We start from the raw sequence: 18,266 nt of genomic DNA, 5'->3' as shown, positions 1-18,266 counted from the left end.
TCAGGAGAGTTTGGGATCCCGCAACAAGAGCACGCATGAAGAAATCGACATTCCTGATGGCGTCGCTCCTGTCGCTTCTGCCAGCCGCCGCCTTTGCGCATCCGCATGTATTCGTTGAGGCAAGGCTTGAGGTCGTCGCCAACGACGACGGCAATATTGCCGAACTGCGGAACGTCTGGCGTTTCGACGAGGTCTTCTCGTCATCGGTCGTCATGGATTTCGACAAGAACACCGACCTGAAGCTCGATCCGAACGAGCTGGCCGAGGTCGGCAAGACGGTACGGGATTCGCTGGTCGATTACGACTACTACATGAACCTCACGATGGACGGTAAGAATATCAAGGTCGAGAAGCCCGACCTGATCCATGTGGACTACAAGCAGGGCCAGCTCCTGATGTTCTTCGCGGTCAAGCCGGCGGAAAGGATGCCGCTCAAGGGACGGCTGACTTTCGGCGTCTACGATCCGACGCTCTACACCTCGATCGACTTTCCGAGCGACAATGAGCTCGTCCTGGTCGGAGACAGCTTCAAGAGCTGCAAGCACCAGGTTGTCCGCCCCGATGCTGACCAAGTGATCGCCGAAAACAAGCAATCCTTGACCGATGCCTTCTTCAACGACCCGACGGGGACGAACATGTCGAAGCTCTTCGCGACGCGGCTCGATCTGACATGCTGAGGCACGAGCTTCGGCCGGTTGCGCTTGGCGCCGCATTGGTGCTCGTCGCGGGCATGGCCGTTGCCCATGCGCAGTCGCCACTCGGCATCGGCACGTCGGAGCCGAGCTTCCAGCCGACAGGCGGCCCGCTCGCTCCCGTCCTCCTCTACATCAACGCCCAGCAGCAGGCCTTCTATCGTGCTCTCACGAGCGCCCTGCGCGCCATGCGCGAGGATTCCTGGCATCTCTGGACACTGATCGGCCTCTCGTTTGCGTACGGCGTCTTCCATGCCGCCGGTCCGGGACACGGCAAGGCTGTCATTTCGTCCTACATGATCGCCAACGAAATCGAGCTGAAGCGCGGCGTAACCATCTCCTTCGTCTCGGCCTTCCTGCAGGGACTGGTCGCCATCGCGTTGGTCGGCGGCGCATGGCTGGTGCTTCGTGGCACCGGCATAACCCTGACCGCAGCGACGCAGGCGATGGAGATCGCCAGCTTCGTCATGGTCATCCTCTTCGGCTGCTGGCTGCTCTTTCGCAAACTGCGGGTGCTTACCGCCGGCATATCGAACCGCGAGGCCATGGCAACCTCTTCCGGTCCCGTCAGCATGATGCTGGACTGGAAGGACAATGAAGCGCAGACGCAAGGCTCGGGCTACGCCTTCGGCGAAGCCGACGCGCTTAGGGCCGGCCACAAATTCATCGCGGGCATGGCCTGCGAGACCTGTGGGCAATCGCACATGCCCGATCCATCGCTGCTCGGGGGAGAGAAGTTCAATATCCGCGAAGCCTGGTCAGCCATCATTGCGGTCGGCCTGCGCCCCTGCTCCGGCGCATTGCTTGTGATGACCTTCTCGCTTCTGAATGGCCTCTATCTCGGTGGCATGCTGTCAGTGATCGCCATGTCGCTCGGCACTGCGATAACGGTCGCGATCCTGGCGACGCTTGCCGTCACCGCCAAGGGCACGGCGATGCGGCTTGCCGGCCGCGGCTCGGCGGCTTCGGTATGGGTTGGGAATTCGATCGAAATTCTGGGCGCCCTGCTGGTGATTGCCATGGGCGCGCTGCTGCTCGGCGCCTCGCTACAAGGCTAGTCGAACGGCTGCAGCGCTACTTGCCGCGCCGGCGCTGATAGCGTGCTCTCAGCCAGAACACGACGAAGAAGGCAAGGATCAGGCAGGCGCCGACACCGGCCGCAAGATACGGCGAGTAGCTGCCGAGTGCGAGCACGATAGTCGGCATGAAATAGAGGACGATGCCGGCGGCCACGAGGATGATGGCCGCCGCAATTGCCTGCGAACGGCCTTCCGATTTCGGAGCCGTCATGCGGCTGTTTCCTTGCTGATCTCAGCGCGAAGATCTTCCAGCCGGCGCTTCTGCTTGCCGTCCGCGTCAAAATTGTTGGGAGACAGCCATGCCTCGAATGCCGCGTTCAGGGCGGGCCATTCGGAATCAATCATCGAAAACCACGCCGTATCGCGGTTGCGGCCCTTGGAAATCATGTGCTGGCGGAACACGCCTTCGAAGGTGAATCCGTAGCGGGCAGCCGTCGTCTTGCTCGCCTCGTTCAGATTGTCGCATTTCCACTCGTAGCGCCGGTAGCCAAGCTCCTCGAAGACATGCTTGGCCATCAGATAGTGGACTTCCGTGGAGAGCGGCGAGCGCTTCATATCAGCGCCGTGCGCAACACCGCCCACTTCGATCACGCCATTGGCTGGATCGGCCCGCATGTAGTTCGCCATGCCGACGATCTTGCCGGAGGCATTGTCGCGGAAAATGTGCGTCAGCCAACCCGATTTGGCGACCGACTGCAGCCAATTGGAGAAATCTTCGACGCCGGTGAAATCGGGCTGCGCGAAGTAGCGCAGCAGGGGGTTGATCGCCATGCCGCCCAGCCCATCCCACAGCTCTTGCAGATGCTGCTCGCGAACATAGGGTTCGACCGTGACGAACCGGCCCTTGAGGGTTACCGGCTGGGGTGCCGGGCAACCCTTGAAATTCGATAGATCGCGCATGCGCTCCTCCAGATTAGGAGACATGGCTTAGGCCAGCCGCCCGGGAAAGGCAACTGGCCGATTGGTACCCTTACAAGCTGATCTTGGCGGATGACACCGTTGCCTCGATGTGATCGACAAGCGCATCGGGAAGGCCGAGGCGGCCGGCCAGCAGATCGAGATAGCCACGCTCGGCGCGTGAATCCGGCTCAATGGTCAGGCGCGATGCGGTATAGAGTTCGACCCGCTGCTCCTCGGTCGCAGCGGCTGCAACCAGCGCATCGATATCCGTCGGCTGCGACAGCTCCCGTTCGATGAAGGCGGCGGCTTCGCCACTGACATCGGCAGCCTTGATCTTGTCGAGAATGAGCGCGCGCTCGCCGTCGTCGATATGGCCATCAGCCTTTGCCGCTGCGATCATGGCGCGGATGAGAACGAGGACGAATTCGTTGCTTTGAGCCGGTGAAGCCGCCCCGAATCCGGAGTCAGCGGGCGGCGGCAGCACTGCTGTCTTTGGCGGCGGCGCATCGGAGGGTGTTGCTGGCGCCTGCCCTGCCTGGTAATTTTTGTAGGCCTGATAGCCGAGGCCGGCGATTGCCGCCAGGCCACCGATCGTCAGTGCATTGCCAGCGATGCTGCGGCCAGTCTTGGTTCCAAGGAGCACGGTCGCAAGCGCGCCTGCCTTCCACGGATTGTCCTTGGCCATCTGGATCGCGTCGCCGGCACGGTCCTTGACGGAGCCGCCGACCCCCGGCACCTGCGAACCCAAGAACTGCTCAAGAAGCTTTTTCGCGTCGAACATTCCTCATCATCTCCCTGTCTAGAGGCCAGAGGGGAGATAGGTATTGACGCTGGAAATACAAATGCAGGCGGAGCCTCCGCCTGCATCGCGTGCGAGTTTCCCGCGAAATCAGGCCTTCAGGGCAGCTGCTTCCGATGCGAGCTTGGTGATGCTGTCCCAATCGCCAGCGGCGACCAGTTCCTTCGGCGCAACCCAGGAGCCGCCGACGCAGATGACGTTCGGCAGCGACAGGTAATCCCTTGCATTCTTCAACGAGATGCCGCCCGTCGGGCAGAAGACCGTGCCTGATAGCGGCGAGGACAGCGCCTTGAGATAAGCAGCGCCGCCAGCCTGTTCTGCCGGGAAGAACTTCAGAACCTGATAGCCTTCCTCGCGCAGCGCCATAACTTCACTTGCCGTCGCAGCACCCGGCAGCAGCGGAACCGACGACTTGCGCGCAGCGTCGAGCAATTCCTGTGTTGCACCCGGGCTGACGACGAACTTGGAGCCGGCGGCAACCGCAGCATCCCAGTGAGCGGCATTGAGGATGGTGCCAGCCCCGACCTCGGCACCTTCGACCTCGTCGGCAACGGCACGAACGGCATCGAGCGCAGCGGGCGTGCGCATGGTGATCTCGATTGCCTTCAAACCGCCTGCGACAAGAGCGCGCGCCAGAGAAACGGCGGACTTGACGTCATCGACAATCAGGACCGGAACAACAGGCTGGAGTTTCAGGATGGAAAGGAGCTTTTCTGTCTTTTCGCCCATGGCCGCGTGATCCTTTTGAAACGATTGAATTCCGGACCCGAAATAACCTCAAGGGTAAGCTTTGTCGAGCCGAAACACATCTTTGGAATACTATGGGTACCCATCGCGATAAAATTAGGCTAGCGTAATAAAATCGTCACACAAGGTTCACCGGAAATGGCGAAGGAAATCGAGCGGAAGTTTCTGGTGCACGGCGATTCCTGGCGCGCTGGAGCTGAGACAAAATCCGTTTTCAAGCAGGGCTATATCGCCTCGATGGACGACCGCTCGGTGCGCGTGCGCGTGCTCGACAATGTGAAGGCACGACTGACCGTCAAGATCGGCCGGAGTACGCTGACTCGCGACGAATTCGAATACGACATCCCCGTCTCCGACGCCGAGCAACTGCTCGACGACGCAATCGGCATCATCATCGAGAAAACCCGGTATCGTGTTCCCCATGGCGGTTTCGTTTGGGAGGTTGACGTGTTCGCCGGGCAGCACCGTGGCTTGGTGATCGCCGAAGTGGAGATGCGCTCGGAGGGTGACAATCCTTCGCTTCCCTCATGGGTCGGCCGCGAGGTCACAGGCGATTTCCGTTATTCAAATCAAGCGCTTGCCACTGAGTACGAGCACGATCGGCATGCCCTTTCGCATACGGCCTGACCACAGTTTCACGGCAGAGTTCAGGAAGGCTGCCGCCGGCCAGATGTCTCATGCGATCCGTACACTTGAAGAAAGACCGGAGGGCAAGCACGAGGCGATCCATGCCTTTCGCAAAAACCTGAAGCGCGTGCGCTCCCTTTATCGCTTGGTGGCCAGCGAAGTGCCGGAGTTTCGCGAGCGTGAGAACGCCCGGCTTCGTGATCTCGCAATGTTACTTTCCGCTATCCGGGACGCGACTGCCCTGATCGAGACCGTCGGCTACCTGAAAACAACCGCCCGCAATGCGGCAGAGGCGAAAGCGCTTGGCCGCATTGTCGCGGCCCTGGAAAGCCGGCGCGACCACATGGCCGAAGCAGAAGCGGACATCGACGGGAAACTCACCGAGGCGCCGGGAATCCTGAGGGACGCGATAGCGGCCGTTGAAGCGGTCCACTTCAACGGCGGTCCGCGCAGGAACGCACGGCTTGTTGCCAAGGGCTGGCGCGATACAACATCGAAAGCGAGGAAGGCCATCGAGCATTGCCGGGCCGAAGCCTCGGCGGAAACCTTTCACACATTGCGCAAGCGGGCGCAGGACTACCGGGCTTACCAACGGCTGCTTCGGCCACTCTGGCCTGCTGCAATGAAGGCGAAATACGAGGTGACGAGCAGCCTGATCGATCTGCTCGGCCATATCCATGACCTCGACGTGCTATGCGCACTGGTGGAGGCGGAACCACAACACTTTCCGAATGCCGACGACCTCGCACGTCTGCTCGATGCGATCATCTTCCGCCAGCAGGAAGATCGACGTGCGGCACTGGAGCGGGCAGAAGACGTCTTCGGCGATGATCCGCAGGAGGAAGCGGATCGGATCGAGTTGCTCTGGCGCGCACAGGTGAGCTGAATCGCCCCAATTGCGCGAAAACCCGGAAAGCTGTATTTGCAGCCGTATGACAGACACGCTGACACACCCAACGTCTGCGACGAGCCCGTTCCTCGTTGCGGCTCTCTACCATTTCGTTTCTTTCCCGCGCTTCGAAAGCCTGCGCGAGCCGCTGCAGGCACTCTGCGAAGAGAACGGCGTGAAGGGCACGCTGCTGCTGGCTCACGAGGGGATCAACGGCACGATCGGCGGCCCGGATACCGGCATCAGGACCGTGCTCGCGTTTCTGCGGGCTCAGCCGGAATTTGCCGCGCTCGAGCACAAGGAAAGCCGTGCGTCGAAGATGCCTTTCCTGCGCATGAAGGTGAAGCTGAAGAAAGAGATCGTCACCATGGGCGTCGAGAACATCGACCCCAACCAGGTGGTCGGCACCTATGTCGCCCCCCAGGATTGGAATGCGCTCATCTCCGATCCCGATACGATCGTCATCGACACGCGCAATGACTACGAGACGGCCATCGGAATCTTCCGCGGCGCCGTCGATCCGAACACCAAGACCTTCCGCGAGTTTCCGGATTGGGTGCGCAACAACACCGGCCTGCACAACAAGCCGAAGATCGCGATGTACTGCACCGGCGGCATACGCTGCGAGAAGGCAACCGCCTTCATGAAGGAGCAGGGCTTCGACGAGGTCTATCACCTCAAGGGTGGCATCCTGAAATACCTCGAGGAGATTCCGCAGGAAGAAAGCCTCTGGGACGGTGCCTGCTTCGTCTTCGACGAACGCGTCTCGGTCGAGCATGGCCTCAAGGAAGGCGAGCACAAGCTCTGCCACGCCTGCCGCAATCCGATTACGGCCGAGGAGATTTCCTCATCTCACTACGAGGAAGGTGTTTCCTGCAGCAACTGCTACCACACGCGTAGCGAGGATGACCGCCTGCGCTACCGGCAGCGGCAGCACCAGATCGCGCTTGCCAAGAAGCGTGGCCAGAAGCACATCGGAAGCTGAAAACCTACTTCAGGCGGCGTTGGTGCGGCGGCTCGTGACCTTCGCCGCGCGGACGTGCATCAGCCGTTCCGTGATCTGCTCGGCGGGCATCGGTCGACCGAAGAAATAGCCCTGCAGCGTATCGCAGCCGAAGAGCCGCACCGCAATGCCCTGCTCCTCGGTCTCGATGCCTTCCGCCGTGACCGGAATGTCGAGCGAGCGGGCAAGCGCCACGGTCGCCTGCAGCATTTCGCGCTGGCTCTCGCTTTCGAGGATGTTCATGACCAGCGAGCGATCGATCTTGATGCGATCGAAGCCAAACTGCCTGAGATAACCGATGGACGAGAATCCCGAGCCGAAATCGTCGAGCGCAACCTTGACGCCGAGCGCCTTCAGGCGCTCGATGGCCTGCCGGGTGCGCTGTGGGTTCTGGATCATGTAGCCCTCGGTGACCTCGAGTGTCACGCGTTTGGCCTCGATCTCGGTCTGCTTCAGAACGTATCGGACATAGTCCGCGAAAGCCGGGTTGCGGAATTGCCCTGGCGAGACGTTGACCGAGATGCGCAGCTCCGGCCATTGCTTGGCGGTTTCGCAGGCCTTGCGCAAAACAAAAAGACCCAGGGCCTCAATCAGCCCGCTGGTTTCCGCGATGGGGATGAAGACCTCGGGTGAGACGGGGCCGTGGCCCGGGCGATTCCACCGCACCAATGCCTCAACGCCCGTCATTTCATGGGTCGCGGCGTCGATCAGCGGCTGATAGGCGATCTGCAGGTCGCCGCCTTCGATCGCCATCCGCAAATCGAGTTCCAGCGCGTTGCGTTCCGCGCGGTCGGCATCCATTGCCGGGTCGTAAAGCGTCATGCGCGCGCGGCCAGCTTCCTTGGCCTTGTACATGGCAAGGTCGGCACGACGAACCAGTTCCTCGCGGTCGATCGCGCCGCCTTCCGACATGGCGATGCCGATGCTTGCGCCGATGACAACGACGCGCCGGCCGATTTCCAGCGGCTCGGCCAGGAAGTCCAGGATCTGTTCGGAAAGCTGCAGAGCAACCGCATGCTCACTTTCGGAGACAAAAGCGATGGCGAACTCGTCGCCGCCAATGCGGGCCAGAACAGCGCCCTCTGGAATGAGCACGTTGAGACCGGCGGCAACCGCGCGGATCAGCTGGTCGCCGGTCCCATGACCATACGCGTCGTTGACTTCCTTGAAGCCGTCGAGATCGAGGTAGAGGATGAGCACATTGCGGCGGGTATCAGCTGCTTCCGCAACGAAGGCGTCGATCGCCGTTCCAAGCCCGTCGCGGTTCATCAAACCGCTCAACCTGTCGCGATTGGCTTCCTCGCGGGCATTGATTTCTTCCGCCTTGAGGCGTCGCAGCGCCAGCCAGCCGATAATGAGGAGGACGATGAAGAACAGGCCGACGAGCCCGACCGCCTTCACGACCATCGGACGAACCTCGCCGTAGCCGATATCGCCGGGCACTCGCGACACCCAGACCAGCTTGCCGAGAGCGACCGATTGCGCGTCGGTGATCGTCACGGAATAAGGAGTTTCGAATTCCGGCGCGACCAGCTTCAATCCGCCAATAACGTAGGTCGCACCAAGCTCCGCAACCTTGTCGGCGTTGAGATGCCTGGCGAAGATGAGGTAGCGATGCTTTCCTGCCGGAATATCGAGCGCACCCGATTTCTCGCGCACCAGCGCCACGCCGACGACGGCGATCCCGGCTTTCGTGCTGACAAAGCCTGTCGCCTCCGGGTTGTCCTGCGGGGCCGCAGCCTTCACCTTGTCGAACAGCGTCCAGAGCGAAGGGGAGAAGAACTCATTCAGCGCGCCGTCCATCGGCTTGCCTTCCTGATAGGCCATGATCGGCTTCTTCGCGTCATCGATCACGATCGCCATGTCGAACAGCGAGCTGTTGACCGACATCTCACCATAGTTGCTGATCGTCCAAGCCATGCCATCGGCGGCATAGACGTTAACGGCAGCGTCATCCCAAGCCGCGTAGTCGTTGAGCGTCGCGCCCAGCTGCATCTCGAAGGTCTTCAGCGCGCCGGACATCGTTTCCCGTGAGCGCTCGTCGTCCAGCACATTCGAACGGTCCGCGACGCGTTGAAGCGCGCTTAGCACGAGCAGGGTGACGATCGCGACGACTATGGCGAAGGAAAAGAGTACGCCGGCGACGGTCGCATGGCGACCGAAGCTCAAACCTCTTTTGTTTCCCCCGAAAATTACCCGCATTCACTGCTCCCCGATTGAGGAAGTCTGCCAGCCAAGGGCTCAAGAAACGGTTAAAGACCGATGTAACGATTAATCACCCGCCATCCACAGTGACGGCCACAAAAACGCAGAATATTTTTAAATATTTCAAATACTTGTCTGACACGATCAGGTCTTTGGGATATTGATTGCAGCACAGAATTTTACAAGTGCTGATACGAGAGGACCGCTTATGGTGCTTTCGGCCAAGGCCGCCGCCAGCGCGTCATCTGATTTTCCGAGCAACGGAAGCCTGAAAAAGGCGCCATCGACGAGGGCGAACGACATCGTCCTCAACACTTCGGTCAACTGCTCTAGCGCGAAATCGCCGCGATGCGAGGCATGCGCGATCATCACAGGCTTGAACGGCACCTCGTCGCGGGAGACGAGCCAATCGAGCGCATTCTTCAATCCGCCCGGCAGGCCATGGGCATACTCAGGACACGCGACGATGATGCCGTCGGCCGCCCCGATCTTGGCTGCGAACGCTTTAACGATCGCTGGCGTTTTTTCGCCCTCGCGGTCCGGGTTGAAGATCGGCAGCTCGCCGATCAGCTCTGAGATCTCGATCGTGACGCCTGCGGGCGCATTGTCCCGCAGGGCTTCGAGCAGCCGGCGATTGGTCGAAGCCTTTCGCTGGCTGCCACAGAGCGCATAGAGGAAGAGCGGTTTTTCCATGCGCTTGGGTTTAAGGCACGGCGCCGATTCGCGCCATGCGCCGTCAGCTGGTCTTGTGGTTGCCCTTCGGAAACTGCGCGGCAAGCTCGCTGTACCATTTGCCGCTCTTCTTCACTGTCCGGACCTGTGTTTCGTAATCGACATGCACGAGGCCGAAACGCATCCGGTAGCCCTCGGCCCATTCGAAATTGTCCATCAGGCTCCAGGCGAAGTAGCCGCGCATCGGATAGCCGTCCTTGATCAGGTCGGCGACGACATCCAGGTGCTCGCCGTAGTAATCCAGGCGCATCGCATCGTTGACTTCGCCCTGTTCGATGCCCGTATTGTCACAGGCGCCGTTCTCGGTGATGTAGCACTCCGGCAGCTCGTAGCGACGATAGAGGTCCTCGACGACGTTCTTCAGACCGGGCGCATAGACTTCCCAGCCGATATCTGTCTTCACGTCGCTGACGCGCGGCGCCTCGACCGTCCAGGGGAAGTCGCCGCTCTTTGCAGGATCATCGGCGACACGCAGCGGCGTGTAGTAGTTGAGACCCCACCAGTCGAGCTTCTGGTTGATGATCTTCAGATCGCCCTCTTCCACAGCAGGCATGCGGTCACCGAGCGCTTCCAGGAATTCCTTCGGATACTCGCCCTTGAAGACCGGATCGAAGAAGGCGCCGTTGTGGAACTGGTGGGCGCGTTCGCCAGCCGCCTGGTCGGCGGCGCTGTCTGAGCCCGGCATGACGGACATGGCGTTGAGCACGAGGCCGACAGGCACGTTGGGCGCTTCCGAGCGGATCGCCTCAACGCCGAGGCCGTGCGCAAGGTTCATGTGGTGCATCGCGTGAAGGGCCGCCTGCATGTTGCGTTCGCCCGGCGCGTGGATGCCGTAGAGGTGGCTGAGCCAGACGATGCACCAGGGTTCGTTGAAGGTCGCGACACTGTCGAGACGGTCGCCGAGCCGGGCCATGACCGTCTTGGCATAGCGCTGGAATGCATAGGCCGTCGAGCGCGCCGTCCAGCTACCGTCACCGGCGAGAAGCAGTGGCAGATCCCAGTGGTAGAGCGTCGCGAAGGTCTTGATGCCGCGCGCCTTGCAGCCATCAACGAGGCGATCGTAAAAATCCAGACCTGCCTCATTCACCGGACCGGTGCCGTCAGGGATGATGCGCGGCCAGGCGATCGAGAAGCGGTAGGCTTCGACGCCCATGGACTTGATGAGATCGAGATCCTGATCGAGCCTGTTATAGTGATCGCAGGCGACATCGCCGTTGTCGCGATTGAAGACGCGACCAGGCATATTGCAGAAGGCATCCCAGATGGAGGGCTTGCGGCCGTCTGCCTTGGAAGCGCCTTCAATCTGAAACGCTGCCGTCGCAACGCCAAAGGTGAAATCGCCCGGGAAGCGGGCAGCAAGGGTCTTCGGATCGATCATGGAAATCCCGTTCTTCATGGTTTCGAGGGGCGGTTTAGCCAAGCGGACCGATGTTGTACAGGGTGGAAGTGACAAAGCTGTAACGTTTCAGTGAGGCCATTCGCAAGGCTCCAGGTACGGCGGGCGCTCCTGCCTTGCATTGCGCGCCTTTTCGCGGAACAACCCTCCCATGAGCATCCCCAAGACACATCCTTTCGCCTTCGATCCCACCTACGGCATGACGCTTGCCGACCTCCGGGCAATCGTCCCTCCCGAGGCACCGCCAGGTTTCGACGCCTTCTGGAAGGCCCGATACGAAAGAGCGATCGCCACCGATCCGCAGCCGGTGCTTCGAAAGAGCAAGCTGGCCCATCCAGACTGGCGGGTCCTCGACATCACCTACACCTCGACCGGCGGCTTCGAGATCGGCGGCTGGCTGCTTTTGCCACGAGCAAGACCGGTGCGGCGCGGGTTGGTGGTCGGCCACGGCTATGGCGGCCGCGATGCACCGGATTTCGATATGCCGGTCGAGGATGCGGCCATTCTCTTTCCCTGCGCGCGCGGCCTGTCGCGGAGCGCCTGTCCGCCGATCCCGGCCGATGCGTCCGGCCACGTGCTCCAGGGTATCGATAAACCTGAGACCTACATTATCGGCGGCTGCGTCGATGACCTCTGGCTTGCCGTCTCGACGCTTCTGGCACTTTACCCCTGGCTCTTGGGCCATATCGGCTACAGCGGCGTCAGCTTCGGCGGCGGCATCGGCGCGCTGGCGATCCCGTTCGATCCGCGGATCGAGCGCGGCCACCTCGTCGTCCCGACCTTCGGCAACCGAGCGCAATGGCTGACGTTGCCGACGGTCGGCAGCGCCGATTCCGTGCAAAGGTACCAGAAGACACATGGAAGCGTGCTCGAGACCCTGCGCATGTTCGACGCGGCCAGCGCCGCAAGCCGGATCACGGTGCCGGTGCTGGCGGCCGTCGCCCTCTTCGACCCCGCCGTCGCACCGCCCTGCCAGTTCGCGGTGGCCAACGCCCTGCCGACATCAAAATATAATGAAACCTTCATATTAGATGCGGGACACTTCGACTATCCCGGAAGCACCGAGCAGAACGCGATTCTGCGCGAGAAAGTCCGAGATTTTTTCAAGGTGTTATGAACCGGGAATATCTGCGCTGGCATAGTCCGCGCCTGCATCGCGAGATGGAGCTGCTGGTGTTCGGCCACGCCGGCGCCAAGGTGCTGATGTTTCCGACCCGCGAGGGACGCTTCTGGGAGTACGAAAGGCTCGGCGTTGTCGAGAGCCTTGCCGGGAAGCTGCAAGCCGGCCAGCTGCAACTCTATTGCATCGAGGGGCTGGCCGCCGAAACCTTCTACGGCTTCGACCGGCATCCGGCAGATCGCATCCGCCGCCACACGGTCTTCGAAGATTACATCCTGAACGAAGTCCTGCCGCTGATGGCCTCGAAGAACGGGCATGAATGCACGATCGTGCATGGCTGCAGCCTCGGCGCCTTCCAGGCCGCGAGCCTGGTCTTCCGCCATCCGCACCTCTTTCGCAAGCTCGTCGCCTTCTCCGGCCGCTACGACCTGACGATCAGGGTCGAATCCTTCGGCGATCTGTTCGACGGCTATTACGACGACGCAGTCTATTTCCACACGCCGACGCACTTCCTGCCGGGACTGAACGGCGGCTGGCAGCTGGAAAAGCTGCGCGAGGTCGAGATCGTCCTGACCATCGGTGACGCCGACCCCTTCCTCGACAACAACTACCACCTCAGCCGACTGCTGGCGGAAAAGCAGGTCGGCCACCGGCTGCATGTCTGGAACGGTCGCGCTCACCGGGCCGGCGCCTGGCGCAAGATGGCCGGCCTCTACATCTGATCCGACAGCCAGCCGCCTAGAGCAGAACCTCTTCGCCAAGAGGAAGCTGAAGCCGGCGCGATATGCCGATATTCTCCAGAAACACCTCGTCGTGACTGACGACCAGCAGCGCACCGTCATAAGCCTGCAGCCCCACCTCCACCGCAGCGATCGAATCGATATCCAGATGGTTGGTCGGCTCGTCCAGGATCAGCAGGGGCGGTGGTTTCGCCCCGCCGAGCACGCAGGCGAGCCCTGCGCGCAGCAACTGCCCGCCTGATAGCGTTGAGACCTGCTGCAGCGCCGCATCCGCCCGGAACATGAACCGTGCCAACGCCGCGCGGCAGGCATTCTCATTCGCGCCGGGATTGAGATTGCGGAAGTTCTCGCGGATCGACAGCGATCGATCGAGAAGACTGACGCTCTGATCGAAAAGAGAAAAGCCGGTCATGAGGGAGACGGTTCCGGACGACGGCTGTAGCGCGCCCGTGATCAGCGCCAGCAGTGTCGTCTTGCCCGAGCCGTTCGGCCCGGCGATCGCGATGCGATCGGGGCCGGTCATCGCAAAAGAGAGGTTTCGAATGATCGGAGCCTCTGGCTGATAGCCGGCGGTGACGCCCTCCAGCCGGAGGACATCTCTGCCGGGCGGCAGCCCGGTTGATGCGAGTTGGGCCGAAAAGGGCTGCAGGATCTCGATCCGTTTCCGGGCAGCGGATGCCTCCTCCATCGCCTCCTCGCGGCGTTTTTCGCCAAGGCGAACCTTGTTGCCGCTGGTGTTCTCAGCCGCCCGCTTGAGACCGCCAGCGACGATGCGGGGCATGTCGCCTCTTGCCGCCTTCTTGCGGCCGTTGCGGTCGCTGCGGGCCTGCCGCTCCGCCGCAACCTGGGCGCTGCGGACCACATCGGCAACGCGCCGCTCCGCATCCGCAAGATCGTGTTCGGCGGCGGCGAGCTCAAGCGCCTTGCGTTCCTGAAAGGCGCTCCAGTTTCCACCGTATCGCCGGGCGCCAAGCGTGGTGATCTCGACGATCGCATCCATGGTTTCGAGCAGTTCGCGATCATGGCTGACGACGATGGCGCCGGCGCGCCAGCCGGCGAGCAAGGCGATGACGGCCTCCCGCCCATCGCGGTCGAGATTGTTGGTCGGCTCGTCGAGGATAAGGAAATCAGGATCGGAGAAGACAAGGGCCGCAAGACCCACGCGCGTCCGCTGCCCACCCGAAAGCGAGGTCAGTAGCGTTTCCGGCTCCGCATCCAACCCGACGCGCTCGATCGCCGCGGCCATCCTCGCCTCGATCGTCCAATCGGCATTGGCAAGTTCGTCGCCAGTGGCATCGCCGGCTTCGGCGCGGCGAAGGATGGCCAGCGCGTCGCTGGCGCCGAAGAGATCGGCGACCGTTGCCCGCTCCTCGACCTGAACCGACTGACGCAGGATGCCGAGCCGTCCGCCAAAGGCAATGCTGCCGGATTGCGGCTGCAGTTCGCCGGAGACGAGCTTCAGCAGCGTCGTCTTGCCGACACCGTTACGGCCGACAAGTCCGGTTCGCTCGGCGCCGAAGCTCACATCGAGATGGGAAAGAAGGGTACGCCCGTCAGGCGTGGACCACGAAAGATTCGACAGGGTAATGGATGCAGGCATGGATAAAGGACTCCCGAATGGCAAGGCGAACTGGCGTTGCGATTGGGGTGAAATCCATTGCTGCACACATCCTGTTGGTATTGGCGATGACCGCAATCTAGGCGGGCACCACGCCGAAATCAAGGCAGCGGACGGTAGAAGTCGAATCTCGGGACATCCCCGGGGACGCTTTCACCGGTCCGCATATGCACATCAGCGTGCCGGGAGGCGGGCACATCAATCCGAAGCCAATCGAATGCTATCATATTGAAAACGCTGATAACGCCGATGTCAGAAGTCGTGAATTTGCGATCCCTGGAAGCCACGCTAGAGAGCAGGGACGACATCACCACGAAAGGAACCCGATGCTCTCCTCGATCCACCTGGCGCAGCCACATCTCCTCAGCCTGCTGCGTGTCGTCTCCTCGCTCGTGCTGTTCAGCTATGGCACGCAGAAAATCCTGCATTTTCCGGCCGCCGAACGCGTGCCCGATGTGGGCTCCATGTCCTGGATCGCAGGCCTGCTCGAACTGACGCTCGGCTTCCTCGTGCTGGTCGGCTTTAAGACACGCGCCGCCGCCTTCGTTCTTTCCGGCCTGATGGCCTTTGCCTATTTCATCGGACATGCCCCGAAGGGCTTTTATCCGGCGCAGAACGGCGGTGTCGCCGCAATCCTGTTCTGCTTCGTCTTTCTCTATCTGGTTGCTGCCGGTGGTGGCCCCTTCAGCTTCGATGCGCTGATCAAGCGCAAGCAGGCGGCGGCCTGATCATTACCCGGGTCGAGGCGGCGCGCTCTGCCGCTTCGGCCCACTATGCCGGAGAACGCTAGGGGTTCGGCTTGGCGTCCTTGAGCTTGACCGCCATCGTCACCGTGCCACGCACGATAATGTCGTTTCGCGAACCGCGATTAAGATCGGCGCTGCTGGTGAGGTTGATGATCTGGCAGCTCTCGGCCAGCGTCTGCAGGATGAGATCGCATTGCCCCCCAGCCATCATGTAGAAGCCTTTCTGGGCGGCCTTGATCTGTTCCCCGGCTTCCTCCCCGGCCTCGACAGGCACGGATAGGGATACCGTCGTCTGCACGTTCACGGTGCCCGGAACACGCTGGCCGGCATAGAAGTTCGGTGTGCGATTGGGGACCTCCTGCGACAATGCCGGAAACGCAGCGAGCGCGGAGATGCACGTCAGAATTCGGGCAGAGGCTTTCATCGACCGTTTCTCCATCTGGTTGCGCCCATTTTGCCACGGCATTGTTAAACGACAATGGGCGCGCTCCCTAATATTCTAGGAAGCGCGCCCATTAGTTGTATCCGTGAGCCTAGTGGACCGACGATCAGACCTTGACCCAGGCGCCATTCTTCTTCGAGGAAGCGACGCAGGCATCAACGAAGGCAACGCCCTTCACGCCGTCATCAACCGTCGGGTAGACCACGGCCTTGTCGACCGCCTTACCCTTCTTGTGGGCGTTGATGGCGCGCGCGGCTTCCGTATAGATCGTCGCGAAGGCTTCGAGATAGCCTTCCGGGTGACCGGACGGGATGCGCGAGACACGGGCCGCCGCCGGGCCGGAGCCGGCGCCGTTGCGGGTGATCAGGCGCTTCGGCTCGCCGAACGGTGTGAACCAGAGATAGTTCGGATCGGCCTGAACCCATTCCAGACCACCCTTGGTGCCGTAGACGCGGACCTTGAGGCCGTTCTCGTGGCCGGGCGCCACCTGGCTGCACCACAGCATGCCCTTGGCCGGCTTCTCGGAGCCCTTGGCCTTGAAGCGCAGCATCACGTGGGCGTTGTCGTCGAGGCGACGACCTTCGACGAAGCTGTCAAGGTCGGCTGCAAGACTATCAAGCTCGAGGCCCGACACGAAGGAAGCGAGGTTATAGGCATGAGTGCCGATATCGCCGGTGGAGCCACCTGCACCCGACTGCGCCGGGTCGGTGCGCCAAACGGCCTGCTTGGCACCCGTCTGCTCGACGGCCTCGGTAAGCCAGTCCTGCGGATATTCGGCCTGGACCAGGCGGATATCGCCGAGTTCGCCATTGGCGATCATCTCGCGTGCCTGACGAACCATCGGATAGCCGGTGTAGTTATGCGTCAGGATGAAGAGCGCGCCGCTCTCGTCGGCCACCTTCTTCAGCTTCTTGGCGTCGGCAAGGTTCGAGGTCAGCGGCTTGTCGCAGATGACATGGATGCCGCGACGCAGGAATTCCTTGGCGACGTCGTAGTGAACATGGTTCGGCGTAACGATCGAAACCGCTTCGATGCCATTCTTCAGCTTCGCTTCGCGGATCGCCATCTCGCGGTAGCTGGAATAGGTGCGCGACGGATCGAGACCGAGATCGAGACCCGAAGCCATCGCCTTCTCCGGCGTTGATGACAGGGCACCGGCGATCAGGTCGTACTGGTCGTCGATACGGGCAGCGATGCGGTGCACTGCGCCGATGAACGCGCCGGCGCCACCGCCGACCATGCCGAGACGGATGCGCGGTTCGCGCGCCTGTTCTGTAGATGCTTCAATTGCCATTGGTTCCTCCAAATTTGTTCCCTGCGGGAAAGATCCCCTCTGCCTGCCGGCATTCCCCCACAAGCGGGGAGAAAACTCGCGGCAGCCCTCCCCTTGTGGGGAGGGGTTAGAAAGGAGTTTTAGCTGATCAAAGCCCCAGCATCCGGCGGTTGGCAGCCTGGTCCGTACCGCCGGCTGCAAAATCGTCGAACGCCTTTTCCGTGACGCGAATGATGTGCGCCTTGACGAACTCGGCACCTTCGCGTGCGCCATCCTCGGGATGCTTCAGCGCGCATTCCCATTCGACCACGGCCCAGCCGTCGAAGTTGTTGGCCGTCATCTTCGAGAACACAGCGCCGAAATCGACCTGACCGTCGCCGAGCGAACGGAAGCGGCCGGCACGCTCGACCCAGCCCTGGTAACCGCCGTAGACGCCCTGGCGGCCGCTCGGGTTGAACTCGGCATCCTTGACGTGGAACATCTTGATCCGGTCTTTGTAGATGTCGATGTTGTCGAGGTAGTCCAGGCACTGCAGGATGTAGTGCGACGGATCGTAGAGCATGTTGGCGCGGGGATGGTTCTTCACGCGCTCGAGGAACATCTCGAAGGTGATACCGTCATGCAGGTCTTCGCCCGGATGGATTTCGTAGCAGACGTCGACGCCGTTCTCGTCGGCGTGATTGAGGATCGGCGTCCAGCGCTTTGCAAGCTCGTCGAACGCGGTTTCGACGAGGCCCGCCGGGCGCTGCGGCCACGGATAGATGAACGGCCAAGCGAGCGCGCCCGAGAAGGTCGCATGCGCCTTGATGCCGAGGTGCTTCGACGCCGTCAGCGCCATCTTCACCTGTTCGACAGCCCATTCCTGGCGCGCCTTCGGATTGCCGCGCACTTCAGGCGCGGCGAAACCGTCGAAAGCTTCGTCATAGGCCGGATGCACGGCAACCAGCTGGCCCTGAAGATGGGTGGAGAGTTCCGTCACTTCGACGCCGTTCTGGCGGGCAACGCCGGCGAACTCGTCGCAATAGTCCTTCGAGGAAGCCGCCTTCTTGAGGTCGATCAGCTGGCCCGCCCAGGTCGGAACTTGCACGCCCTTGTAGCCGATATCGGCTGCCCATTTGGTAATCGAATCCCACGAGTTAAAAGGCGCGGCATCGCCCGCGAATTGTCCAAGGAACAGGCCCGGACCCTTGATCGTTTTCATGTCAATTCCTCCCTAAAAGATGACCGTAAACGTTTCTGGTAGAGTTCTACCACGCGA

The 18,266-nt window shown here is 61.6% G+C and carries 19 protein-coding genes; 8 read left to right on the top strand and 11 right to left on the bottom strand.

The window, feature by feature from the left end:
- Nucleotides 1–35: 35 nt before the first annotated feature.
- Both RGCCGE502_RS25120 and RGCCGE502_RS25115 read left to right on the top strand, forming a co-directional pair.
- On the top strand, nucleotides 36–677 hold the full coding sequence (locus RGCCGE502_RS25120; protein WP_016557017.1) for a DUF1007 family protein: 642 nt from the start codon (nucleotides 36–38) through the stop codon (nucleotides 675–677).
- A gap of 53 nt (nucleotides 678–730) precedes the next feature.
- A complete protein-coding gene (locus RGCCGE502_RS25115; protein WP_244441795.1) occupies nucleotides 731–1,750 on the top strand; it encodes a nickel/cobalt transporter in 1,020 nt (339 codons plus the stop codon).
- A 16-nt stretch (nucleotides 1,751–1,766) separates the two neighbouring features.
- On the opposite strand, the gene RGCCGE502_RS25110 is transcribed toward RGCCGE502_RS25115, so the two are convergent.
- The 4 genes from RGCCGE502_RS25110 to RGCCGE502_RS25095 all read right to left on the bottom strand — a co-directional run bounded on the left by RGCCGE502_RS25110 (nucleotide 1,767) and on the right by RGCCGE502_RS25095 (nucleotide 4,199).
- The gene (locus RGCCGE502_RS25110) at nucleotides 1,767–1,982 is read right to left on the bottom strand and encodes a hypothetical protein (RefSeq protein WP_016557015.1); all 216 of its coding nucleotides are present in this window, start codon (nucleotides 1,980–1,982) and stop codon (nucleotides 1,767–1,769) included.
- Complete coding sequence (locus tag RGCCGE502_RS25105) at nucleotides 1,979–2,671, bottom strand: GNAT family N-acetyltransferase (RefSeq protein WP_016557014.1); 693 nt, start codon at nucleotides 2,669–2,671, stop codon at nucleotides 1,979–1,981. Before RGCCGE502_RS25105 ends, RGCCGE502_RS25110 begins: the two co-directional genes overlap by 4 nt.
- Nucleotides 2,672–2,741: 70 nt before the next feature.
- A complete protein-coding gene (locus RGCCGE502_RS25100; RefSeq protein WP_016557013.1) occupies nucleotides 2,742–3,452 on the bottom strand; it encodes a tellurite resistance TerB family protein in 711 nt (236 codons plus the stop codon).
- 108 nt (nucleotides 3,453–3,560) lie between these two features.
- Complete coding sequence (locus RGCCGE502_RS25095) at nucleotides 3,561–4,199, bottom strand: 2-dehydro-3-deoxy-phosphogluconate aldolase (protein ID WP_016557012.1); 639 nt, start codon at nucleotides 4,197–4,199, stop codon at nucleotides 3,561–3,563.
- Between the two features lie 156 nt (nucleotides 4,200–4,355).
- Here RGCCGE502_RS25095 and RGCCGE502_RS25090 point away from each other — a divergent pair, with 156 nt between their 5' ends.
- Genes RGCCGE502_RS25090 through trhO form a run of 3 tightly spaced genes read left to right on the top strand, consistent with a single transcriptional unit; the run spans nucleotide 4,356 to nucleotide 6,718 of the window.
- Entirely contained in the window at nucleotides 4,356–4,844 is a 489-nt protein-coding gene (locus RGCCGE502_RS25090; protein WP_016557011.1) for a CYTH domain-containing protein, read from the top strand.
- Nucleotides 4,822–5,730, top strand: coding sequence for a CHAD domain-containing protein (locus tag RGCCGE502_RS25085; protein WP_016557010.1), 909 nt, complete (start codon nucleotides 4,822–4,824; stop codon nucleotides 5,728–5,730). The genes RGCCGE502_RS25090 and RGCCGE502_RS25085 overlap by 23 nt, the downstream gene beginning before the upstream one ends.
- 46 nt (nucleotides 5,731–5,776) lie before the next feature.
- The gene (trhO, locus tag RGCCGE502_RS25080; protein ID WP_016557009.1) at nucleotides 5,777–6,718 is read left to right on the top strand and encodes an oxygen-dependent tRNA uridine(34) hydroxylase TrhO; all 942 of its coding nucleotides are present in this window, start codon (nucleotides 5,777–5,779) and stop codon (nucleotides 6,716–6,718) included.
- Nucleotides 6,719–6,727: 9 nt separating this feature from the next.
- Here trhO and RGCCGE502_RS25075 read toward each other — a convergent pair whose 3' ends face one another.
- From RGCCGE502_RS25075 to RGCCGE502_RS25065, 3 genes are all read right to left on the bottom strand, one after another.
- Complete coding sequence (locus tag RGCCGE502_RS25075; protein ID WP_040675594.1) at nucleotides 6,728–8,938, bottom strand: bifunctional diguanylate cyclase/phosphodiesterase; 2,211 nt, start codon at nucleotides 8,936–8,938, stop codon at nucleotides 6,728–6,730.
- 147 nt (nucleotides 8,939–9,085) lie between these two features.
- Nucleotides 9,086–9,634: an NADPH-dependent FMN reductase gene (locus RGCCGE502_RS25070; RefSeq protein ID WP_016557007.1), complete on the bottom strand. Its 549-nt coding sequence runs from the start codon at nucleotides 9,632–9,634 to the stop codon at nucleotides 9,086–9,088.
- A 43-nt stretch (nucleotides 9,635–9,677) separates the two neighbouring features.
- The gene (locus RGCCGE502_RS25065) at nucleotides 9,678–11,051 is read right to left on the bottom strand and encodes a GH1 family beta-glucosidase (RefSeq protein WP_016557006.1); all 1,374 of its coding nucleotides are present in this window, start codon (nucleotides 11,049–11,051) and stop codon (nucleotides 9,678–9,680) included.
- Between the two features lie 169 nt (nucleotides 11,052–11,220).
- Here RGCCGE502_RS25065 and RGCCGE502_RS25060 point away from each other — a divergent pair, with 169 nt between their 5' ends.
- A complete protein-coding gene (locus RGCCGE502_RS25060) occupies nucleotides 11,221–12,186 on the top strand; it encodes an acetylxylan esterase (RefSeq protein WP_016557005.1) in 966 nt (321 codons plus the stop codon).
- Nucleotides 12,183–12,911: an esterase family protein gene (locus RGCCGE502_RS25055; protein ID WP_016557004.1), complete on the top strand. Its 729-nt coding sequence runs from the start codon at nucleotides 12,183–12,185 to the stop codon at nucleotides 12,909–12,911. The genes RGCCGE502_RS25060 and RGCCGE502_RS25055 overlap by 4 nt, the downstream gene beginning before the upstream one ends.
- Nucleotides 12,912–12,927: 16 nt before the next feature.
- Here the strand turns inward: RGCCGE502_RS25055 and RGCCGE502_RS25050 are convergent, their stop codons facing one another.
- Nucleotides 12,928–14,529 (bottom strand): ABC-F family ATP-binding cassette domain-containing protein, encoded by a 1,602-nt coding sequence (locus RGCCGE502_RS25050; RefSeq protein WP_016557003.1) that lies wholly within the window; start codon nucleotides 14,527–14,529, stop codon nucleotides 12,928–12,930.
- 344 nt (nucleotides 14,530–14,873) lie between these two features.
- Between RGCCGE502_RS25050 and RGCCGE502_RS25040 the strand changes: the two genes are divergently transcribed.
- Nucleotides 14,874–15,275 (top strand): DoxX family protein, encoded by a 402-nt coding sequence (locus RGCCGE502_RS25040; RefSeq protein WP_016557001.1) that lies wholly within the window; start codon nucleotides 14,874–14,876, stop codon nucleotides 15,273–15,275.
- 58 nt (nucleotides 15,276–15,333) lie between these two features.
- Here the strand turns inward: RGCCGE502_RS25040 and RGCCGE502_RS25035 are convergent, their stop codons facing one another.
- The 3 genes from RGCCGE502_RS25035 to RGCCGE502_RS25025 form a co-directional block, all read right to left on the bottom strand.
- Nucleotides 15,334–15,717, bottom strand: coding sequence for a hypothetical protein (locus tag RGCCGE502_RS25035; protein WP_016557000.1), 384 nt, complete (start codon nucleotides 15,715–15,717; stop codon nucleotides 15,334–15,336).
- Between the two features lie 124 nt (nucleotides 15,718–15,841).
- Nucleotides 15,842–17,029 (bottom strand): Gfo/Idh/MocA family protein, encoded by a 1,188-nt coding sequence (locus RGCCGE502_RS25030; protein ID WP_016556999.1) that lies wholly within the window; start codon nucleotides 17,027–17,029, stop codon nucleotides 15,842–15,844.
- Between the two features lie 127 nt (nucleotides 17,030–17,156).
- A complete protein-coding gene (locus tag RGCCGE502_RS25025; protein ID WP_016556998.1) occupies nucleotides 17,157–18,209 on the bottom strand; it encodes a sugar phosphate isomerase/epimerase family protein in 1,053 nt (350 codons plus the stop codon).
- Nucleotides 18,210–18,266: the final 57 nt, after the last annotated feature.

Source organism: Rhizobium grahamii CCGE 502, from assembly GCF_000298315.2.
Taxonomy (GTDB): Bacteria; Pseudomonadota; Alphaproteobacteria; order Rhizobiales; family Rhizobiaceae; genus Rhizobium; species Rhizobium grahamii.
This window is presented reverse-complemented; position numbering and strand designations above follow the sequence as displayed.